Raw genomic sequence first — 17,850 nt, forward strand, 5'->3', positions numbered from 1 at the left:
TCCTCTTCCATTTCTGTAAATAAAAAAATAGATTAGTTGGTATTAAGAGTAGTTATCTAATAAATATTCGATAACTGTTTTGCATACATAGATAACAAACTTACCAGCCAATCTAGCAATTGTACTTTTATGTTTCTTAGAAAATGCAACAACATTCTCAATACCGGATTTGAAAAACACTTTAACTTTTCTGCAAAACATATCTTTTGCCTCCTTTCTCATCTTTGTAAACAAAGACGCCATCCAAGAAAGGAATTATGAATAAGGTAGTTTTTCAAATCACTGACTAATCTATCATTAAAGCGTGTTCCATCCACACGCTTAAGACGTAACAACCTCGTATCACAGTAACACATTTACTTGGCATCACTGTAGGTCATCTACTCTTCCTAGACCATTACGACATTGCCCGGGTTTAATTTAAGGTCGTCCAACCTTCCAAGCATTTCTGCTCACATTACATCTTCTGGATGGATATACCTTCGTTAAAGTAGCTTTATTATACCCAACTTCACATTTTATGTCAAGATATTTTATCGCTATTAGCGATATTTACATTTATTTATATATATCCTTTTCTACCATTTCTTCCGCAACACTCTTAATATTATTCATCCTCCGCACCCACTCCATCTGATCCTGCATCTTCAGTTCTTCTGTCACTCCCCACTGTTCAGCCATCTGCTCCACCAGCATCTCAACTTTTTCTCTGACCTCTTTATCAATTTGATTCAAATGCTCCGTCAGTTTCCCGGTCAGTACCAGATATTGATACCTGGCACTCCTGTGTTCCTTCAAAAACTGTTTTCGCATTATTCCATACTTCCCATATGTAGATTCTTCCTCATTGATTTCCAGGTTTGGCAGATAATAATCTCCATGCAGTGTGTAGTTCAGTCCGTTCTTTTCATCATAAATCTGTTTCTTCATATTCTTACAACTCCATTCCTCTGTACTTTGCTTTATTCTTCTTAATTTTTGCATTGTGTTCTTCACTTCGTTCTCTTGCCCATTGTATACGGTCACCTATTTTTTTCGGCATCTGCTCTTTCTGTTTTTTCGCTTCAAGTTCCGTCTGCATTCGGATATCGTCCTGCACCAGTCGTTCTACCATATCTTTCCCCAACATGCGTAAAAGTCGGTTATACCTGTCTGCAATTCCCTGCAGTATTTCTTTCTCACCAGACAATTTCTGATAATCTTTCTGAACTTCTGCCAGTTCCTTTTTTGTTTTTTCATGCTCTTGCTTTTTCTTCTGAAACTTACTTTTCCAACTATCTCTTTCTCTTGTGAGTTCTTTCACCTGTGCAGCCATCGCACCAATTTTATTCTTCATTTCAATGAACAAGGGTTTTATTTTCTTATCCCGATAAGTTACCGCACGTTCCAATGCTGTAGCTTCCGGCAAAAATGTTTTGATCATTCCATATTCTTTTATTTCCTTACTGACATTATCCATCACTGGTTGCAGGAATTCTCTTCTGTCCTCCAGTTTTTTCAATTCCGTTTCTGCTTTCTCCGCACGTTTTTCCGCTATCTCTTTATCTTTCTGGAACTGAATTTTTTCTTCTTCCAGTAGCTTAATATCTGCCCTTGCGTCCGCAATCTGAGAAGTCAGACCTTCATTCTCTGCTGTCAGATTTTCTTTTTCCTGTTCCAGTTCATGCACTTCCTTCTTACGTTCTTTCTTTTTGAAATTGTAAACATCCAGATGCTCTTCATGTGTACCTTTCTGCTCCCATTCAATTCCATGCTGCATTGCAATTTCTGCCAGCACTTCTTTTTCATGATTTATCCACTGGTTCAGTTCTGTATCATGCTTATTTCCACCTTGAAATCCAAGACTTTTCAATGCCTGTTTCAGTGAAACTCTGGTATCCATTCCTTTTCCCTTCCAGTTGGTCACATAAGGAACAAAGTCAATATGCAGATGCGGAGTAGCTTCGTCCTGATGCAGATAGCAGCTAAATACCCGAAGTGTCGGATTCCGTTTCTGAAAGTCTTTCACATATTCGCCCAGTACCTTTACAGCCAGATTTCCTTCTGACGTTCCCACTGCCATATCCTCACAATTACCAATCTGGAATATCACTTCATGAAATAACTTCTCCTGTTTGCCCTGTCGGATTTTTTCATAATAATTTGCAATTTTCCGGTCCTTTCTTTTCCCGACATTATATCTCTCAACCGCATCGTCAAACAGTTCTTTATAAACTTCCTTCAGATTCTCATTCTTATAACAAATGTTCAGTTGTACTCTGTCCGGATCTACATTTTCTGCTACAAAATCCCGTCTGTTATGAGCCAGTGAACCAGCTCCGATCATGCCACTGATTGTTCGTTTCATCATAAATTTTCTCACCTCTTTTCTGTTTGAGTGCCAGATATGGCACATAATTTTTATTTACGCCAGACATGGCGATATTTAAGAAACTTTCGTCGGATACGGCGGTTTTGTTACTTTTGTCAAAAGTAACGCAAAGGCACTTTCGACAGCCGTACCGTCCATCAAAAGTCCCCTTGCGCCCTGCCGGGGGCATAACGTCCTTATGGACGTCTGTTCTGCACCGACCGAAGTGGATCATGGATCTGTTTATTCTGGTATCCTCGCCTGCACATATTCCAAATCTCCACAATAAGGCGTTCCCACCAGATACCATTCTCTTGCCAGATTCATCTCCATTCTGGTCTGTACCCATTCATCATCTACCAGCACTTCCAGTCCTTCTCCGCAGTGAAATCCTGTATCAATCCATAGATCCGATGCTAATAATCCATACCTACCATTGCTGCTGTTATATCCTAATCTTCCCTGTTTCATCATTTTCTGCTCCTTTCCAGTCTGTAAACGGAATCTGTAAACGGAGTTCGAAAGATTTTAAAAGTTAACGTTTTAAGTTTTTTCTTCAAGTTCCGTTTACATCGTTTACAATAATCTTTACTCAAACGGTATTTCCAACTGTTTCGGTACTTCTACAAATCCGTCTTTATCTTTCTTCACCGACTCTTCCATCCGTTTCCATGACCGCTGTATTCCATATTCCTTTCCGAACCGATGTGTACCATGTGGTTTCCAGCCTACAATCGCATTGTTCATAATATTGGCAATTTCTTTACCTTCCCACTGTTTCATTTCTCCGGTTCGATGTAGCGCTTCATCGAACAGAATTCTTGTACATACATAATCGTCATCGTAGTCATCAAGAAATGCCTGTATGATTCCGGCATTGGTATCTTCCGGCATAAATTCTTTCTGCAGACGCTTTGCCTCTTCCTCAATTTCCTTTGTAAATCCTAAGAACACATTTCCCTGTCGATACAGTACCATTGCCTCTGCCCAAGCCTGTTCGATATAGGCTTTGCTCTCTGCCTCATTGTCCAGAATATGAACTTCTGCTTTCGACATATCTGTCATCACCGGAGCAAATCGTCTGTTTCCGGTTCTGTCCAGAGGAAGAAAATTCAGATCATTTGAAGTACCGCAAAATACACACTGTCTCGGTCTGTCTTCCGGGTGAACTTCATAAGGTACCTTGTAGGTTTCTTTCTGTCTGCTCAGAAACGATTTTATCTGTTCAATATTCTTTGCTGTGACAGTTGCCTTCATTTCTCCCATTTCAATAATCCAGTGGTTCTGCAGTTTTCTGTAAATGTTTTCATCATCCAGATGATCCAGATTGTCACTGAACCATTCTTCTTTTATCGCCAGATATTTGAAAAATGTAGACTTTCCGGCTCCCTGACTTCCAACCAGACACAGCATAATGTCATATTTTATTCCCGGTTCATAAATTCTCGAAATCGCTGCCACCATGTGCATTTTCATTACTCCGACTGTGTAGTTGCTCTTTTCTGCTCCCAGGAAATGCGGAAGCATATTTTCTATTCTTGGAATTCCGTCCCAAACCAGGCTCTCCAGATAATCTCTGATTGGGTGATATTTATTTTCATTGGAAACAATATCTACTCCCGCTTTGATCACACGCTCGCTTGTCAGTTCATAATTTTCTTCCAGATACATCTTCAAATTATTTTCATCAGTATCTGTAACCGTAGGACTGTTATTTCTCCGTTCCCAGGGCACCTCTTTCACAATGTCCATTCTTCCGGAAAGCTCATTTCGTTTAATCGCTTTTTTCAGCACTGGATCTTTTTGTAATACGGTTACACAATTTCTGATTGTCTGCTTTGTTCTTCCTTTATCCGTATGCTCCAACATATCATTGACATCTTCTGTTGTAAGCATCTCCTCGTTCACAATATCTTCTAATTCCATTAAGGACTTCTCGCTGATATTCGTTAATTCTTTCTTCAATTTTTTCAACCTCCCTTCTCTTCATCTTGAAAAACTCTACAATCTCTTCTCCTGTTCCAAACATCAGCACGTCCAGATAGTCATTTATCTTTCTTTCATTTGCCAATGCCTCCGTAAATAATTCGTGCCACTCTTCTTCTGGTTCTGGTCTGTAAAACTCTTTCCAAAACTGAATCCATTTCAGATATCTGATCAGCACGTCTGTTGCATGTTTCAACCACTGCTCCAATTTTTCTCTGATCATCACAACTTTAGGTTTCTTTGATATCAAAGTATTCCTGCTTTGGTGCGTCCTTTTGTATTTGTTTCTGTCTTCGACTTTTATATCCAGTCCAAAATCTTCTATCAGCTTTTTCGCAGCTTCATACTGTGATATTCCAAATAACCTTGCTGTAAAATCTATTGCATCACCACCCACTCCACATGCAAAGCAATGATAGATTTTATCTGCCTTCATACTTGGGTGTCGGTCTTTATGAAACGGACAACATGCCATTCCATTTCCCTTTACTTTAATCCCGTAATGCTCCGCAGCCTGTCTCGCTGTCACACATCCTTTTACCTGTTCAAATAATGTCACTTCTACCTCCTGCCCCTCCGGGCAAGTCTCTGATGAACAGATATTCGGGAATTGTTGTATCTTTCAATTCGTGATATACTGAATCTGCCAAGATGGTATATCAGTGAATCTGATTATCAGAGAACTTGCTCAGATATTTTGTCTGGGCTTTTTCTTTTTGTCTGTCAGTAGTCATAGCTTTTGCTCCTTACACAAATCTCCTTGTAGGAATAATGATAATTTCAAATTTGCTTCCGTCCTCTAATTCAAGAAGAATCACATAATCTGAATCTCGATCTGGTAAAACGGAACTTATCTTCAACTTCTTACTGTAGTTAATTGCATCAAATATTTTTCCGACTACTTTCTTTGTTTTCATTTGCTTCTACCTCCGTATTAACGTTTGTTGTCCAGCATCTCAGCTACTTTTTTCTGTTGTGACGGGTACAGATGCCCATAAGTGTTCAATGTCATCTGAATATCTTTGTGTCCCAGTCTCTCCTTGATAATCAATGGCTCTACGCCCTGATAGATCAAATATGCCACATGGCTATGCCGGATATCATGCACTCGGATTGGTTTTACACCGGTCGATGCTTCATATTTCTTGAGACGTTTCTGCAGTGTTCTCGCTACAATCGGAAACAACCTCTGATCTTCCGGAAATCCATAATGTTTTTTCGCATACTCCTGCACCTCTTCCTTAAGAAAATTCGGAATATCAATGGTACGGACCGAATTTTCTGTTTTCGGAGTATCGATCACATCTCTTTTCCTGATCCGGTTATAAGTCTTATTGATATGCAGGAGATTACCACCCATATCAAAGTCCGAAAGATTCAATGCCAGAAGTTCTCCTTCCCTGATTCCTGTCCAGAACAGAATTTCAAATATCAGATAATCTTCACTCCCCGGCTCAATCCCGGCAATAAATCTGTCGTATTCTGCCTTCGTCCAGAATTCCAGCTTGTTGGCATCTGATTTCCCCATCTTTTTTACTTTCTTACATGGATTTTCCTTCAGATTGTAAATTTTCTGTGCATGATTAAACAGTGCATTTAACTGATTCTGGATCATACGCTCATAAGTCTTGCTGTATCCTTTTTCCTGAATGGTATTCTGCCACTGGATAATCTCTGCCGGTGTGATCTCATTCATTTTTCTTGTTCCAAAATACGGAACAATGTGCTTGTTCAGCATGTGCTGCTTGTTACGGATTGAATTTTCTTTCAGTTCATTCTTTTTATCTTCAAAATAGACCTGAATAAAACTGTTCATCTCCATTTTCATATCCGCCGCAGTTTTTCTTATGAATTCCTTTTCATAATTCAATGCTTCTTTCTTTGTCTTGAACCCTCTTTTCAGCTTCTGTATTTTCTTTCCTGTCCAGTCAATATAACGGAAGCTCACATACCAGGTTCCCTGTGTTTTGTCTTTGTAAGCTGACATCTTAAATCCTCCTTCATACTGCTCTCTGAGAGCATCCATAAAATTTTGTTTCCCAGTAGGGACGTGGAATCTTTCCACGAACTGCTACATATCCTTCCTTTGCCAGTTCATCATTGAGCTGCTTCAGAATAGAATATGCTTTACTGCGTTTCACACCTAATTCTTCCATGACATCATCAACAGTCATCATATAATTAGTTCTCATATCGTCCTCCTTTCCAGTCACTTTTGTGACTCTTTTGGTGTTTTCTACTATAATTCACTTTTGTGACTTTGTCAATAACCTTTTGCGAATTTTATTTTTATATTCCATTCTACATTTTCAGGCTCAGTAAAAATCAACCTCTTTCGTATCATTCACTTTTGTGCTAGAATAGAACCACAAATATAATTAAGGAGGCAGCATTATGGTAGGTAAAAAAATCCGGGCATACCGGGAATTCAGAGGGTACAGTCAGATACAGTTAGCCGAGCTGTCCGGCATTAACGTAGGTACGATCAGAAAATATGAACTTGGAATCCGGAATCCAAAACCGGATCAGTTAGAAAAGATAGCAACTGCACTGGGATTAAATGTAAGTGTTTTTCTGGATTTTAATATTGAAACAGTCGGAGATGTACTCTCCCTGTTGTTTTCTATTGATGATTCAGTAAACCTCTCGCTTGCAGAAACACCTGATCAGAAGGTTTCACTGACGTTCGATAATCCTACAATGCAGGACTTTTTCAGGAAATGGTGTCAATTTAAAAATGTCTATGAAAAGGAAAAAGCTGAAATATTAGCTATCGAAAATGAAGATAAAAGACAGGAAGAACTAGATAAGCTGAACGCTACTCAGGAAGAATGGAAACTGCGTGCTATGGGAACTACGATAGGTTGTCATACCATCGTTAAGAAGGGCACTGAAGGTAATGACATTAAGACGTATGATCTGACTTAATCCACAGTCACATCTCTGATTTGTGGATAAATCCACTTTATCTGTTATCATATTTGCGAAAATTATATATTTTGTTATCATTCTGTTATCACAAACGGTTGTCAGGACACTCTCCCGGCAACCGTTTTTCTATACTGTTCGTTATTCTTTTCCACTCTTTTTTTTATTTCCAGGCAACAGAAAAACCCGTAGAACCGAAGTTCTACGGGTATCTTACGTTTGGACACAACGTTATCTTACGATAACAAATCTATATTCAGATTGTATTACTCGATGATGGAAGCAACACGGCCTGATCCTACTGTACGTCCACCTTCACGGATAGCGAAACGAAGACCCTGCTCCATAGCTACCGGGTGGATCAGCTCGATTGTCATCTCTACGTTGTCACCAGGCATGCACATCTCTGTTCCCTCAGGAAGCTCGCAAACACCTGTAACGTCTGTTGTTCTGAAGTAGAACTGAGGACGATAGTTGTTGAAGAACGGAGTATGACGTCCACCTTCATCTTTTGTCAGAACGTAAACCTGAGCTGTGAATTTGTGGTGGCATGTTACTGAACCGGGTTTGCAAAGAACCTGACCTCTCTCGATCTCTGTTCTCTGAACACCACGGAGAAGTGCACCGATGTTATCACCAGCCTGAGCCTCGTCAAGCAGCTTACGGAACATCTCAACACCAGTTACAACTGTCTTCTTTGTCTCCTCGTGGATACCAACGATCTCAACCTCGTCAGATACATGAAGTGTACCACGCTCTACTCTACCAGTAGCAACTGTTCCACGACCTGTGATAGAGAATACGTCCTCTACAGGCATAAGGAACGGCTTGTCTGTGTCACGCTGCGGATCCGGAATGTAGCTGTCAACAGCATCCATAAGCTCCATGATCTTGTCGCCCCACTCTCCTGAAGGATCCTCAAGAGCCTTCAGAGCAGAACCCTGGATGATCGGAGTGTCATCGCCCGGGAACTCGTACTCGTCGAGCAGTTCACGGATCTCCATCTCAACCAGCTCAAGAAGCTCCTCATCGTCAACCATGTCACATTTGTTCATGAATACAACGATGTAAGGAACGCCTACCTGACGGGACAGAAGGATGTGCTCTCTTGTCTGAGCCATAACACCATCTGTAGCAGCAACTACAAGGATAGCGCCGTCCATCTGAGCTGCACCAGTGATCATGTTCTTAACGTAGTCAGCATGTCCCGGACAGTCAACGTGTGCATAGTGACGTTTCTCTGTCTCATACTCAACGTGAGCTGTAGAGATTGTGATTCCACGCTCTCTCTCTTCCGGAGCCTTGTCGATGTTCTCGAAATCTACAGCAGCGTTACCAGCAACTCTCTCTGCAAGAGTCTTTGTGATAGCAGCTGTAAGAGTTGTTTTACCATGGTCAACGTGGCCGATGGTACCAATATTACAATGCGGTTTTGTTCTTTCAAATTTAGCTTTTGCCATTTTGAATATCCTCCTTATTCAATCGCCCTTAGGGCATTTTTCATGATTTTATCAGTTTACTCGGCTATTTCTGATTATATTTCATATCCCCTTGTTTTTCAAGCCTTTTTCACACTTTTTTAGCTCAAAACAGGCTGAAATTAATCATTCTTTCCGGATAACACTTTTTCCTGAACTGATTTCGGAACAGGTTTGTAGCTCTCGAAGAACATGGAGTAGTTTCCACGGCCCTGTGTTCTGGAACGCAGGTCTGTAGAGTAACCGAACATCTCGGAAAGCGGTACATGAGCACGTACGATCTTTCCGCCGCCCAGGTCATCCATACCCTCGATCTGGCCACGACGTGAGTTCAGGTCACCGATGATGTCTCCCATATACTCTTCCGGCATAGTTACTTCCACCTTCATGATAGGCTCAAGAAGTACCGGAGCTGCCTTCTTCATAGCATCTTTAAATGCGAGAGATCCGGCGATATGGAATGCCATCTCACTGGAGTCTACCTCATGGTAAGATCCATCGTATACAGTTGCGTGGATACCAACAACCGGGAATCCACCAAGGATACCGGATTTCATAGCTTCCTCGATACCCTCGCCTACAGCCGGGATGTATTCCTTCGGAATAGCTCCTCCGACTACGCTGGACTCGAACTTGTATGTCTCCTCGCCGTTGACATCCATAGGCTCGAATTTTACTTTACAGTGTCCGTACTGTCCACGTCCACCAGACTGTTTTGCGTACTTGCTGTCCACGTCAACAGCCTTTGTAAATGCCTCTTTGTATGCAACCTGCGGAGCACCTACATTAGCTTCTACCTTAAACTCGCGAAGCAGACGGTCTACGATGATCTCCAGATGGAGCTCGCCCATACCAGCGATGATCGTCTGGCCTGTCTCTGTGTCTGTATGAGCACGGAATGTCGGGTCTTCTTCTGCAAGTTTTGCAAGAGACTCTCCAAGTTTGCCCTGGGAAGCTTTTGTCTTGGGCTCGATAGCCAGCTCGATAACCGGCTCCGGGAACTCCATGGACTCAAGGATAACCGGATGCTGCTCGTCACAGATTGTATCTCCTGTTGTGGAGAACTTAAATCCGATGGCAGCTGCGATATCTCCGGAGTAAACCTTATCCAGCTCCTGTCTCTTATTTGCATGCATCTGAAGGATACGTCCTACACGCTCCTTCTTGCCCTTTGTAGCGTTCAGTACATAGGAACCTGAATTTACAGTTCCTGAGTAAACTCTGAAGTATGCAAGTTTACCTACGAATGGGTCTGTCATGATCTTGAATACCAGAGCGGAGAACGGCTCTTCGTCAGAAGAATGTCTCTCTACTTCCTCTCCGTCCTCATCCACACCCTTGATAGCGGGGATGTCTGTCGGAGCCGGCATATACTCAAGGATCGCATCCAGAAGTTTCTGAACACCTTTGTTTCTGTATGCAGAACCACAGCATACAGGAACAGCTGTACACTCGCATGTAGCCTTGCGCAGAACAGCTTTCAGAGCGTCAACGGACGGCTCCTCACCTTCCAGATACTCCATCATCAGATCGTCATCCAGCTCACAGATCTTCTCTACCAGCTCTGTGTGGTAAAGCTCTGCGTCGTCCTTCATGTCATCCGGAATATCTGTAACGGAAATGTCGTCGCCCTTCTCATCATTGTAGATATAAGCCTGCATCTCCATCAGGTCGATGATTCCCTTGAACTCATCTTCCTTGCCGATGGGGAGCTGAAGGCAGATTGCGTTCTTTCCAAGTCTTGTCTTGATCTGCTCTACAGCGTTGTAGAAGTCAGCACCTAAAATGTCCATCTTGTTGATGAAAGCCATACGAGGTACGTTGTATGTGTCAGCCTGACGCCATACGTTCTCTGACTGAGGCTCTACACCACCCTTTGCACAGAACACGCCCACAGCGCCGTCAAGTACACGGAGTGAACGCTCAACCTCTACCGTAAAGTCAACGTGTCCCGGAGTATCAATGATGTTGATACGATGCTCCAGAGCGCCTTTTTTCGGCTTTGTCTTCTCCTCCAGAGTCCAGTGACATGTGGTAGCGGCTGAAGTGATGGTGATACCTCTCTCCTGCTCCTGCTCCATCCAGTCCATGGTAGCAGTACCTTCGTGAGTATCACCAATTTTGTAGTTAACACCAGTGTAATACAGGATACGCTCTGTCAGTGTCGTTTTACCGGCATCGATATGAGCCATAATACCAATATTTCTGGTTCTCTCCAATGGATATTCTCTTCCAGCCAAGGTTTTTTCCTCCTATTAGAATCGATAGTGAGCAAATGCTTTGTTTGCTTCTGCCATCTTGTGCATGTCTTCTTTTCTCTTCACTGCTGCACCTGTGTTGTTTGCAGCATCCATGATCTCATTTGCCAGTCTTTCTTCCATTGTCTTCTCGCCTCTTGCGCGGGAGAAGTTGGTCAGCCAGCGAAGTGCCAGAGTCTGTCTTCTGTCAGCTCTTACTTCGATCGGCACCTGGTAGTTAGCTCCACCGATACGTCTTGCTTTTACCTCAAGTACTGGCATGATGTTGTTCATGGCCTCTTCGAATACTTCGATAGCCGGTCTGTCAGTCTTTGCTGCGACCCTGTCAAATGCTCCGTATACAATCTTCTGTGCGATACCCTTCTTACCGTCTAACATGATGTTATTGATAAGCTTTGTAACCACTTTGCTGTTGTATAACGGATCCGCTAATACGTCTCTTTTCTGCGTATGTCCTTTACGTGGCACGGTTCTTCCCTCCTTAAACATTTTGATTAATTCATCGGTACTCACATGTGTCTTTCTAATGATACAGTGTAGTGCACAGGCCATACACACAGAAGAGCGTTTCTTCTATCTGTAACACCTGTAACTTACTTCATCATAGTTCTGTTTGTGACTACAATTTGTCGGCCCTTCGGACTCAGAGAAGTTCTTCTCCGCTTTGCTCCGAAGAACAAAGTAATCTCTAACTTCGCGCTGCGCTTTTGCTTGCGCTCACTAAGAGCTTACTTTTTAGCGTCTTTCGGTCTCTTAGCACCGTATTTGGAACGAGCCTGTCTTCTCTTAGCAACACCTGCTGTATCCAGTGTTCCTCTTACGATGTGATACCTTGTACCAGGAAGGTCCTTAACACGGCCTCCACGGATCAGGACAACGCTATGCTCCTGCAGGTTGTGTCCCTCGCCCGGAATGTAGCTTGTCACTTCGATTCCGTTTGACAGACGAACTCTGGCGATCTTACGAAGAGCTGAGTTAGGCTTCTTCGGAGTAGCTGTCTTAACAGCTGTGCAGACACCTCTCTTCTGCGGTGCAGATGTGTCTGTTGTTCTCTTTTTCAGGGAGTTGTACCCTTTCTGAAGTGCCGGAGCTGTAGATTTCTTTACAGAAGTCTGACGTCCCTTTCTTACTAACTGGTTAAATGTTGGCATTTCTTTTCACCTCCTACGATAAAAATAAGTTACGGGTTTAAACTTTTACAAAGTTTAAGGCGTGCGAAATACTGCGTATCCCTATGCACGCCAGACTATTTTATTATGGATATTCCCAAAAGTCAAGGGCCTGCGGGATTTTTTTAGCCCGCAAGCCCCGGTTTTTACGTATTTTTTACAGACTGCTGCCCTCTTCTCCTCCTTTGCTCTGCAAACCGGTAGATCATATACATGACCGCACCGCCTGCTGCCACGCCGCAGGTATCGATCATCCAGTCTGTGATCTGGCAGCTCCGCCCCTGCACAAACAGCTGGTGGAACTCATCCGTGGCCGCATACAGAGAGCCGGTCCCGGCGGCAAGCAGAAAGAGGCGTTCCCCCTCGTGCCCGTAAGCCCGGTACATGGCAGTAAGGAGCAGCCCCAAAATGGCATACTCTGTAAAATGGGCTGCCTTTCTGACCCCGTGATCGATCTCTTCCTCAAAAGCCTCCTGCCTCTCCTGGTGCCAGTCCTCGTACCCATCCACAAAAAGCAGACCGGCCACATGTCCCACCGACAGGCTCATCCGTTCCGACTGGTCTGCCGGCTGGGCCGAAAACCAGAAAATAATGCCCATCCACAGTAAAACCATTAATGTAAAAATATTTCTCTTCATTTGCTGTCATTCCTTTTTATATAAACTCTGCTCTCTTGACCCACTCCCGGGCTATGATCTCCGCTCCCCGCTCTGTCAAATGGATGCCGTCTACCGTGATCTGGTCATACCCCGCAGCCTCCGCCTCCCGGTTCAGCATCTCATGGAGGGGGATAAAAAGAGCGCCCGCTTCCCTGGCAGCTTCCTGTTCTGCCGCTTCTATCTCCCGGATCAGCGGGATCCAGTTCCTGTACTCCAGCGGACACGGAAAAATGAACGGGCCCATGCAGAGGATCCGCGCCCGCGTCCCCTCCCTGATCCTTTTCAAGAGCCTTTTGTAGCTTTCCGCAAACCCGGTCTCATCCAGCGTCCTTCCCGTGTTCATGCAGACAGCCGCATCATTGCAGCCCACAAGGATGCTGACCACGTCCGGAGAATGTCTCAGGCAGTCCCACTCCAGCATCCGCAGCAGCCCCTGGACCGTGAAGCCGTCATGCCCGGCATTGCGGATATCCGCCTCTTCTGAGCGCAGCATAGCAGCGATCCGCCGGACATAGCCATCTCCAAGGCCTAGCTCTCCTTCCCGGACCGGCTGAAAATTGTGTCCCGCATCCGTGATGCTGTCCCCCAGAAAAATGATCTTCTTTCCGCCCGGCATCTTTCTTCTCCCTTCAAAACGAGCTCTCTGGACAAGGAATCCAGCATCTCAGGATGCCCCGAATCAAAAAAACTGCCAGAGATCACGTGCTTGATGTATATAGTAGCACATATCCCTGACAGTCTCTATAAGAACTTTTTCTATTTTCCTCCTGATGCGCCGGCCTCAGCCAGCCACCTCTCTACAACCGCAGCGGTCTCTCCCACCGCCTGAGCAATCTGCTCCGCTGTCATACCCATCTCTGCAAGCCTGGCGGCTACGATTTTCTTTTCTTCCTGTCTGCCCTCATTCCGCCCCTCACGTCGGCCCTCGCATCGGCCCTCACGTCGGCCTTCATCCCAGCCTTCGCTCCAGCCCTCTTTCCGCGCATCCTCTCTCTCTTGCCGGATATGCCTTGCCTGGTCATATTCATATATACTCATCCTTTTCGCCTCCGCCCGATTCTTTCTCAGAAACTCTTCAAGGATTCCTTCCTGGATGCACTCCACGATCGCACATTCCACTGCATCTTCTGTGTCCATCTCTTCCGCATATTTTCTTATGCATGCTGTGTACTCCGCATAGTCCGCCAGTGTCTTGCAAGACTGCAAAAGCTCCCGATTATGACCTGCGTTGACATTCAGCATCACCGCTTCCAGCTCCAGCTTATGCTCCTCTTCTTCCACCTCGTACAGATCTGACAGTCTGAGTATCCGCCTGTCCGGCTGTCTCTCCACACCATTGTAAAATATGATGAACTGGGGCGGCGGGATCTTCACCTTCTTCTTTCCATACAGATTTTCATTCTTTGTCATGTCCGCATACAGATCTGCAAGGTACAGAAGCATCCGCAGCGGAAGATTGGGGCTGTAGGTGGATTGATGCTCATACAGAGAAAGCTGGGAGTCTATCACAAATGACAGGTCATTCTTGATAGCCATGTAGATGGCATTCTCCAGCGTATTCACCTCCAGAAGTCCAGGATCCTTATAATCTTTTCCGCTTACCGCATTATACAATCCCAGCAGTTCCGTTTTGTCGCTGAACAACATGGTGAAGCAGGAGGTATCCTGAAAAAGCAAAGTGTTGCAGCCAAGAAACCTCTCTGCTGTGTGTAAAATGGAACGAAAAGCATTGAGATTTCTTTTAGATTTTATAAATTGTAAGACACGGCCGACGCCGCCAGAAACTGCCAGAAATATAATGCTTTGAATATATAGTAACATATATTTTTCAGAGTTTCCATAAGCAATTTGCCATCAAATCCTCATTCTACAGGTCGATCTTCACACTCACTTTGTCCGGAGAAGCATCACTTTCCGTTGTCAGTACTTCAAACCGTTTTTCCAACTCTTTTTTATGCTCTTTATTTGGACGATCTTCGTTAACATCATCTACACAGCAGATCACCGCCTTATCACCTTTCACCAACGGCTTCCCCGGACCGGTTATTTTTATGTAATCTGTGTGTTTCGACCCATGATGTGGCACGATCACATCATCTATTTTTGTCTCTGCAAATAATTTTTCTCCGGCGTTGGAACGCGCATTGTCAAATGATGTATAATTTACATCTCCCAGCATTAAGACAACTCGATCATTCATTTTATCTCTGTACTCGATCATGATCCCTTCGCAATTTGCTATGCTTGCATCACAGCTGGCTTTATCCCCCATATAAAACAAATACTCATGACTGATTTCATTGATACTGCCAATACGACGTGCCACTGCTTTTCCCTTGGGACCTGACCGTCTGTCCACAAGATATAACTGATCCTTCAGATCCAGATATTTGGCGATCCGACGCGCTGTTTGAACTGCATCATAACAATCCGGAGCAATCCATGGTTTTTCAAAAATGGATTTCCCAATCGCAACGCTACCGGCAATATGATCCATATCCCAGTGAGACAAGACCACCATCGCCGGCGATCTGGAAGAAATCGCTCTCATTGCATCTACATAATTATAAGATGCCCCAGAAGTGATCTTTTTAGGCTTATGTCTGCAGTTGTATCCCACGTCATAAAAAAAGCATTTCTTTGGATCATTTTCAGCCGCACAGACACAATTCCCGTTTCCGATCCTATATATATCCATTCTATGGAGCGGCCCGGATGGTATATGTTTTTTGATCACATCAATGATCGCATTGTCACTTTTCAGACAGCATCTTCGCATCTGGTAACAATCCAACTCTTTCCTTAGCTCTTTTAGCGTTTTACCAGGTGTCTCAATGATGTTTAAAATATGCTTCCGTTTTGTAATATGGCTGGCCGCTTCTACAACATAACCGTCAAGCTGCAAATAAACCTGCTCTTTATTGTCACCCTGATCGAGCATACACAGAAACCAGCGGTAGGACCCGCTCTCTTCAGCTTCCGTTCCAGATCCATATACTTCTTCCTGAAGCAGACAAAGCTGCCTATATTTTTCACGATCGACCTCCGCAACGTATCCAAAAATATACGGGCAATAATATTTTTTTGCGGCATCAGCATATGCTTCATCTTCGGAATTTTCCATGATGTCGAACATCATAATATCATAATCGAACATCTGAAGGGTCGCCAGCGAAAAATAGAGGGTGACCTTCTCTTCTTTCTCAAACTTTATCTTTCCGCGGGACAGCTCCTCCATCTGTATAAACATCAGAGAACGGCCGCTGTATGCATTCCAAAACATCTCATGGCAGAGTTCATGGTTATTCGGCTGCTGATGACCAATCCTCTCACCGTGTCTTCCCTCTCGCCAGGCACGCTGCATGATCGCAGATCGTTCTTCTCTGTCATTCCATCCCTTTTTTGGATCAGTACCTCTTTCCACGGAAGAAATTCCTGATACAGGCCTTAACCTTGTACTGATAAATTTTTCAAGTTCCAGCTTAAATCTCTGTTTCCCACCTATATTCATCATTTTACCATTCTATATCATGATTTAAAAACAGTCATCTTCTACAGTAAAATCACTCTCGCTCAGATATAATGTGTCGTCAACTCTACAATTATCTGAAACACTAGAGCCTCCTCCTAGAATATCTAACATTATACCATAGCCTCTTTTCAAAACAAAATTAATTTATATCCTCTTTTTGCACTTTCATTCAAAACGGCCAGCCGGTAAACTGAATATCCCCTCTTCTCCGTGCAGCACAGTAGCAATCCGCCGGACGTATCCATCTCCAAGGCCCGGCTCTCCTTCTCGGGCCGGCATCTTTCTTCTCCCTTCAAAACGCTCTCCAGGCAGAAGATCCGGCATCTTAGGATGCCCTGAATCAAAAAAACTGCCAGAGATCACGTGTTTGATGTATATAGTAGCACATATCCCTGACAGTCTCTATAAGAACTTTTTCTATTTTTCCTGCGATGCACCGGCCTCAGCCAGCCACCCCTCTACAACCGCAGCGGTCTCTCCCACCGCCTGAGCAATCTGCTCCGCTGCCATACCCATCTCAGCAAGCCTGGCAGCTACGCTTCTCTTTTCTTCCTGTCTGCCCTCATCCCGGCCTTCACTCCAGCCCTCTTCCCATGCATCCTCTCTCTCCTGTCGGATATGCCTTGCCTGGTCATATTCATATATACTCATCCTTTTCGCCTCCGCCCGATTCTTTCTCAGAAACTCTTCAAGGACTCCTTCCTGGATGCACTCCGCGATCGCACATTCCACTGCGTCTTCTGTGTCCATCTCTTCCGCATATTTTCTTATGCATGCTGTGTACTCTGCATAGCCCGCCAGTGTCTTGCAGGACTGCAAAAGCTCCCGATTATGACCTGCGTTGACATTCAGCATCACCGCTTCCAGCTCCAGCTTATGCTCCTCTTCTTCCACCTCGTACAGATCTGACAGTCTGAGTATCCGCCTGTCCGGCTGTCTCTCCACACCATTGTAAAATATGATGAACTGGGGCGGCGGGATCTTCACTTTCTTCTTGCCATACAGATTTTCATTCTTTGTCATATCCGCATACAGATCTGCAAGGTACAGAAGCATCCGCAGCGGAAGATTGGGGCTGTAGGTAGACTGGTGCTCATACAGAGAAAGCTGGGAATCTATCACAAATGACAGATCATTCTTGATAGCCATGTAGATGGCATTCTCCAGCGTATTCACCTCCAGAAGTCCAGGATCCTTATAGTCTTTTCCGCTTACCGCATTATACAGTCCCAGCAGTTCCTTTTTGTCGCTGAACAACATGGTGAAAATAGACGACTTGTAATTCCGGTTAGGCACAGGATACATTTTCTCTTCCTTGCTCCTGCCCTGCTTGTTTCGCCTCTGTTTCTTTTGACTTTTGCTCATGTATACCTCCTTCATCCTGAAAATTTGCAGGAGGTATCCTGAAGAAGCCAAGCGCTACAGCCAAGAAACCTCTCTGCTGTGTGTAAAATGGAACGAAAAGCATTGAGATTTCTTTTAGATTTTAT

Annotated in this window: 20 protein-coding genes; 1 reads left to right on the plus strand and 19 read right to left on the minus strand. The window is 44.1% G+C overall.

The genetic code is table 11. The features are described 5' to 3' along the window. Window positions 1-42: 42 nt before the first annotated feature. The 9 genes from INF30_RS09225 to INF30_RS09265 all read right to left on the minus strand — a co-directional run bounded on the left by INF30_RS09225 (window position 43) and on the right by INF30_RS09265 (window position 6,528). Window positions 43-201, minus strand: coding sequence for a hypothetical protein (locus INF30_RS09225; protein ID WP_226394982.1), 159 nt, complete (start codon window positions 199-201; stop codon window positions 43-45). A gap of 357 nt (window positions 202-558) precedes the next feature. Next, window positions 559-930 (minus strand): TnpV protein, encoded by a 372-nt coding sequence (locus INF30_RS09230; RefSeq protein WP_226394983.1) that lies wholly within the window; start codon window positions 928-930, stop codon window positions 559-561. Window positions 931-934: 4 nt separating this feature from the next. Beyond that, window positions 935-2,350, minus strand: a complete 1,416-nt coding sequence (locus tag INF30_RS09235; protein WP_311136016.1) for a plasmid recombination protein — start codon at window positions 2,348-2,350, stop codon at window positions 935-937. Window positions 2,351-2,593: 243 nt separating this feature from the next. Next, complete coding sequence (locus tag INF30_RS09240; RefSeq protein WP_117753950.1) at window positions 2,594-2,821, minus strand: DUF5348 domain-containing protein; 228 nt, start codon at window positions 2,819-2,821, stop codon at window positions 2,594-2,596. A 117-nt stretch (window positions 2,822-2,938) separates the two neighbouring features. Beyond that, window positions 2,939-4,276, minus strand: coding sequence for a virulence-associated E family protein (locus tag INF30_RS09245; RefSeq protein WP_226395023.1), 1,338 nt, complete (start codon window positions 4,274-4,276; stop codon window positions 2,939-2,941). Further along, complete coding sequence (locus INF30_RS09250) at window positions 4,221-4,895, minus strand: CHC2 zinc finger domain-containing protein (RefSeq protein ID WP_144125544.1); 675 nt, start codon at window positions 4,893-4,895, stop codon at window positions 4,221-4,223. Before INF30_RS09250 ends, INF30_RS09245 begins: the two co-directional genes overlap by 56 nt. A 187-nt stretch (window positions 4,896-5,082) precedes the next feature. Beyond that, window positions 5,083-5,253, minus strand: a complete 171-nt coding sequence (locus tag INF30_RS09255; RefSeq protein ID WP_199744045.1) for a hypothetical protein — start codon at window positions 5,251-5,253, stop codon at window positions 5,083-5,085. Window positions 5,254-5,270: 17 nt separating this feature from the next. Further along, entirely contained in the window at window positions 5,271-6,323 is a 1,053-nt protein-coding gene (locus tag INF30_RS09260; protein WP_226394985.1) for a site-specific integrase, read from the minus strand. A 13-nt stretch (window positions 6,324-6,336) separates the two neighbouring features. Then, entirely contained in the window at window positions 6,337-6,528 is a 192-nt protein-coding gene (locus INF30_RS09265; RefSeq protein ID WP_009243123.1) for a helix-turn-helix domain-containing protein, read from the minus strand. Between the two features lie 202 nt (window positions 6,529-6,730). Here INF30_RS09265 and INF30_RS09270 point away from each other — a divergent pair, with 202 nt between their 5' ends. Then, window positions 6,731-7,264, plus strand: a complete 534-nt coding sequence (locus INF30_RS09270; protein ID WP_009243124.1) for a helix-turn-helix domain-containing protein — start codon at window positions 6,731-6,733, stop codon at window positions 7,262-7,264. Window positions 7,265-7,530: 266 nt separating this feature from the next. Here INF30_RS09270 and tuf read toward each other — a convergent pair whose 3' ends face one another. From tuf to INF30_RS09320, 10 genes are all read right to left on the minus strand, one after another. Continuing rightward, window positions 7,531-8,724 (minus strand): elongation factor Tu, encoded by a 1,194-nt coding sequence (gene tuf / locus INF30_RS09275; protein WP_226394986.1) that lies wholly within the window; start codon window positions 8,722-8,724, stop codon window positions 7,531-7,533. 140 nt (window positions 8,725-8,864) lie between these two features. Continuing rightward, complete coding sequence (fusA, locus tag INF30_RS09280) at window positions 8,865-10,982, minus strand: elongation factor G (protein ID WP_076779497.1); 2,118 nt, start codon at window positions 10,980-10,982, stop codon at window positions 8,865-8,867. A 15-nt stretch (window positions 10,983-10,997) separates the two neighbouring features. Continuing rightward, window positions 10,998-11,468: a 30S ribosomal protein S7 gene (gene rpsG / locus INF30_RS09285; protein ID WP_033126771.1), complete on the minus strand. Its 471-nt coding sequence runs from the start codon at window positions 11,466-11,468 to the stop codon at window positions 10,998-11,000. Between the two features lie 260 nt (window positions 11,469-11,728). Then, window positions 11,729-12,151: a 30S ribosomal protein S12 gene (rpsL, locus tag INF30_RS09290; protein ID WP_076779499.1), complete on the minus strand. Its 423-nt coding sequence runs from the start codon at window positions 12,149-12,151 to the stop codon at window positions 11,729-11,731. Between the two features lie 164 nt (window positions 12,152-12,315). After that, window positions 12,316-12,807 carry a VanZ family protein gene (locus tag INF30_RS09295; protein WP_226394987.1) on the minus strand — a complete coding sequence of 164 codons (492 nt, stop codon included), beginning with the start codon at window positions 12,805-12,807 and terminating at the stop codon, window positions 12,316-12,318. A 16-nt stretch (window positions 12,808-12,823) separates the two neighbouring features. Further along, complete coding sequence (locus tag INF30_RS09300) at window positions 12,824-13,444, minus strand: SGNH/GDSL hydrolase family protein (protein ID WP_226394988.1); 621 nt, start codon at window positions 13,442-13,444, stop codon at window positions 12,824-12,826. Window positions 13,445-13,584: 140 nt separating this feature from the next. Further along, complete coding sequence (locus INF30_RS09305; protein ID WP_226395024.1) at window positions 13,585-14,475, minus strand: RpnC/YadD family protein; 891 nt, start codon at window positions 14,473-14,475, stop codon at window positions 13,585-13,587. Between the two features lie 220 nt (window positions 14,476-14,695). Continuing rightward, entirely contained in the window at window positions 14,696-16,342 is a 1,647-nt protein-coding gene (locus tag INF30_RS09310; protein ID WP_226394989.1) for a hypothetical protein, read from the minus strand. Between the two features lie 146 nt (window positions 16,343-16,488). Next, window positions 16,489-16,656 (minus strand): hypothetical protein, encoded by a 168-nt coding sequence (locus INF30_RS09315; RefSeq protein WP_226394990.1) that lies wholly within the window; start codon window positions 16,654-16,656, stop codon window positions 16,489-16,491. 121 nt (window positions 16,657-16,777) lie between these two features. Beyond that, the gene (locus INF30_RS09320) at window positions 16,778-17,725 is read right to left on the minus strand and encodes an RpnC/YadD family protein (RefSeq protein WP_330601300.1); all 948 of its coding nucleotides are present in this window, start codon (window positions 17,723-17,725) and stop codon (window positions 16,778-16,780) included. Window positions 17,726-17,850 lie beyond the last annotated feature (125 nt).

Source organism: Claveliimonas monacensis (genome assembly GCF_014982975.1).
In the GTDB taxonomy this organism is placed as follows: domain Bacteria; phylum Bacillota; class Clostridia; order Lachnospirales; family Lachnospiraceae; genus Claveliimonas; species Claveliimonas monacensis.

Bases quoted from the DNA above. Each gene is read 5' to 3' on its own strand.
- INF30_RS09225 (WP_226394982.1), bottom strand. From the start codon at position 201: ATGTTTTGCAGAAAAGTTAAAGTGTTTTTCAAATCCGGTATTGAGAAT.
- INF30_RS09230 (WP_226394983.1), bottom strand. From the start codon at position 930: ATGAAGAAACAGATTTATGATGAAAAGAACGGACTGAACTACACACTG.
- INF30_RS09235 (WP_311136016.1), bottom strand. From the start codon at position 2,350: ATGATGAAACGAACAATCAGTGGCATGATCGGAGCTGGTTCACTGGCT.
- INF30_RS09240 (WP_117753950.1), bottom strand. From the start codon at position 2,821: ATGAAACAGGGAAGATTAGGATATAACAGCAGCAATGGTAGGTATGGA.
- INF30_RS09245 (WP_226395023.1), bottom strand. From the start codon at position 4,276: ATGGAATTAGAAGATATTGTGAACGAGGAGATGCTTACAACAGAAGAT.
- INF30_RS09255 (WP_199744045.1), bottom strand. From the start codon at position 5,253: ATGAAAACAAAGAAAGTAGTCGGAAAAATATTTGATGCAATTAACTAC.
- INF30_RS09260 (WP_226394985.1), bottom strand. From the start codon at position 6,323: ATGTCAGCTTACAAAGACAAAACACAGGGAACCTGGTATGTGAGCTTC.
- INF30_RS09265 (WP_009243123.1), bottom strand. From the start codon at position 6,528: ATGAGAACTAATTATATGATGACTGTTGATGATGTCATGGAAGAATTA.
- INF30_RS09270 (WP_009243124.1), top strand. From the start codon at position 6,731: ATGGTAGGTAAAAAAATCCGGGCATACCGGGAATTCAGAGGGTACAGT.
- tuf (WP_226394986.1), bottom strand. From the start codon at position 8,724: ATGGCAAAAGCTAAATTTGAAAGAACAAAACCGCATTGTAATATTGGT.
- rpsL (WP_076779499.1), bottom strand. From the start codon at position 12,151: ATGCCAACATTTAACCAGTTAGTAAGAAAGGGACGTCAGACTTCTGTA.
- INF30_RS09295 (WP_226394987.1), bottom strand. From the start codon at position 12,807: ATGAAGAGAAATATTTTTACATTAATGGTTTTACTGTGGATGGGCATT.
- INF30_RS09300 (WP_226394988.1), bottom strand. From the start codon at position 13,444: ATGCCGGGCGGAAAGAAGATCATTTTTCTGGGGGACAGCATCACGGAT.
- INF30_RS09305 (WP_226395024.1), bottom strand. From the start codon at position 14,475: ATGTTGTTCAGCGACAAAACGGAACTGCTGGGATTGTATAATGCGGTA.
- INF30_RS09310 (WP_226394989.1), bottom strand. From the start codon at position 16,342: ATGATGAATATAGGTGGGAAACAGAGATTTAAGCTGGAACTTGAAAAA.
- INF30_RS09320 (WP_330601300.1), bottom strand. From the start codon at position 17,725: ATGAGCAAAAGTCAAAAGAAACAGAGGCGAAACAAGCAGGGCAGGAGC.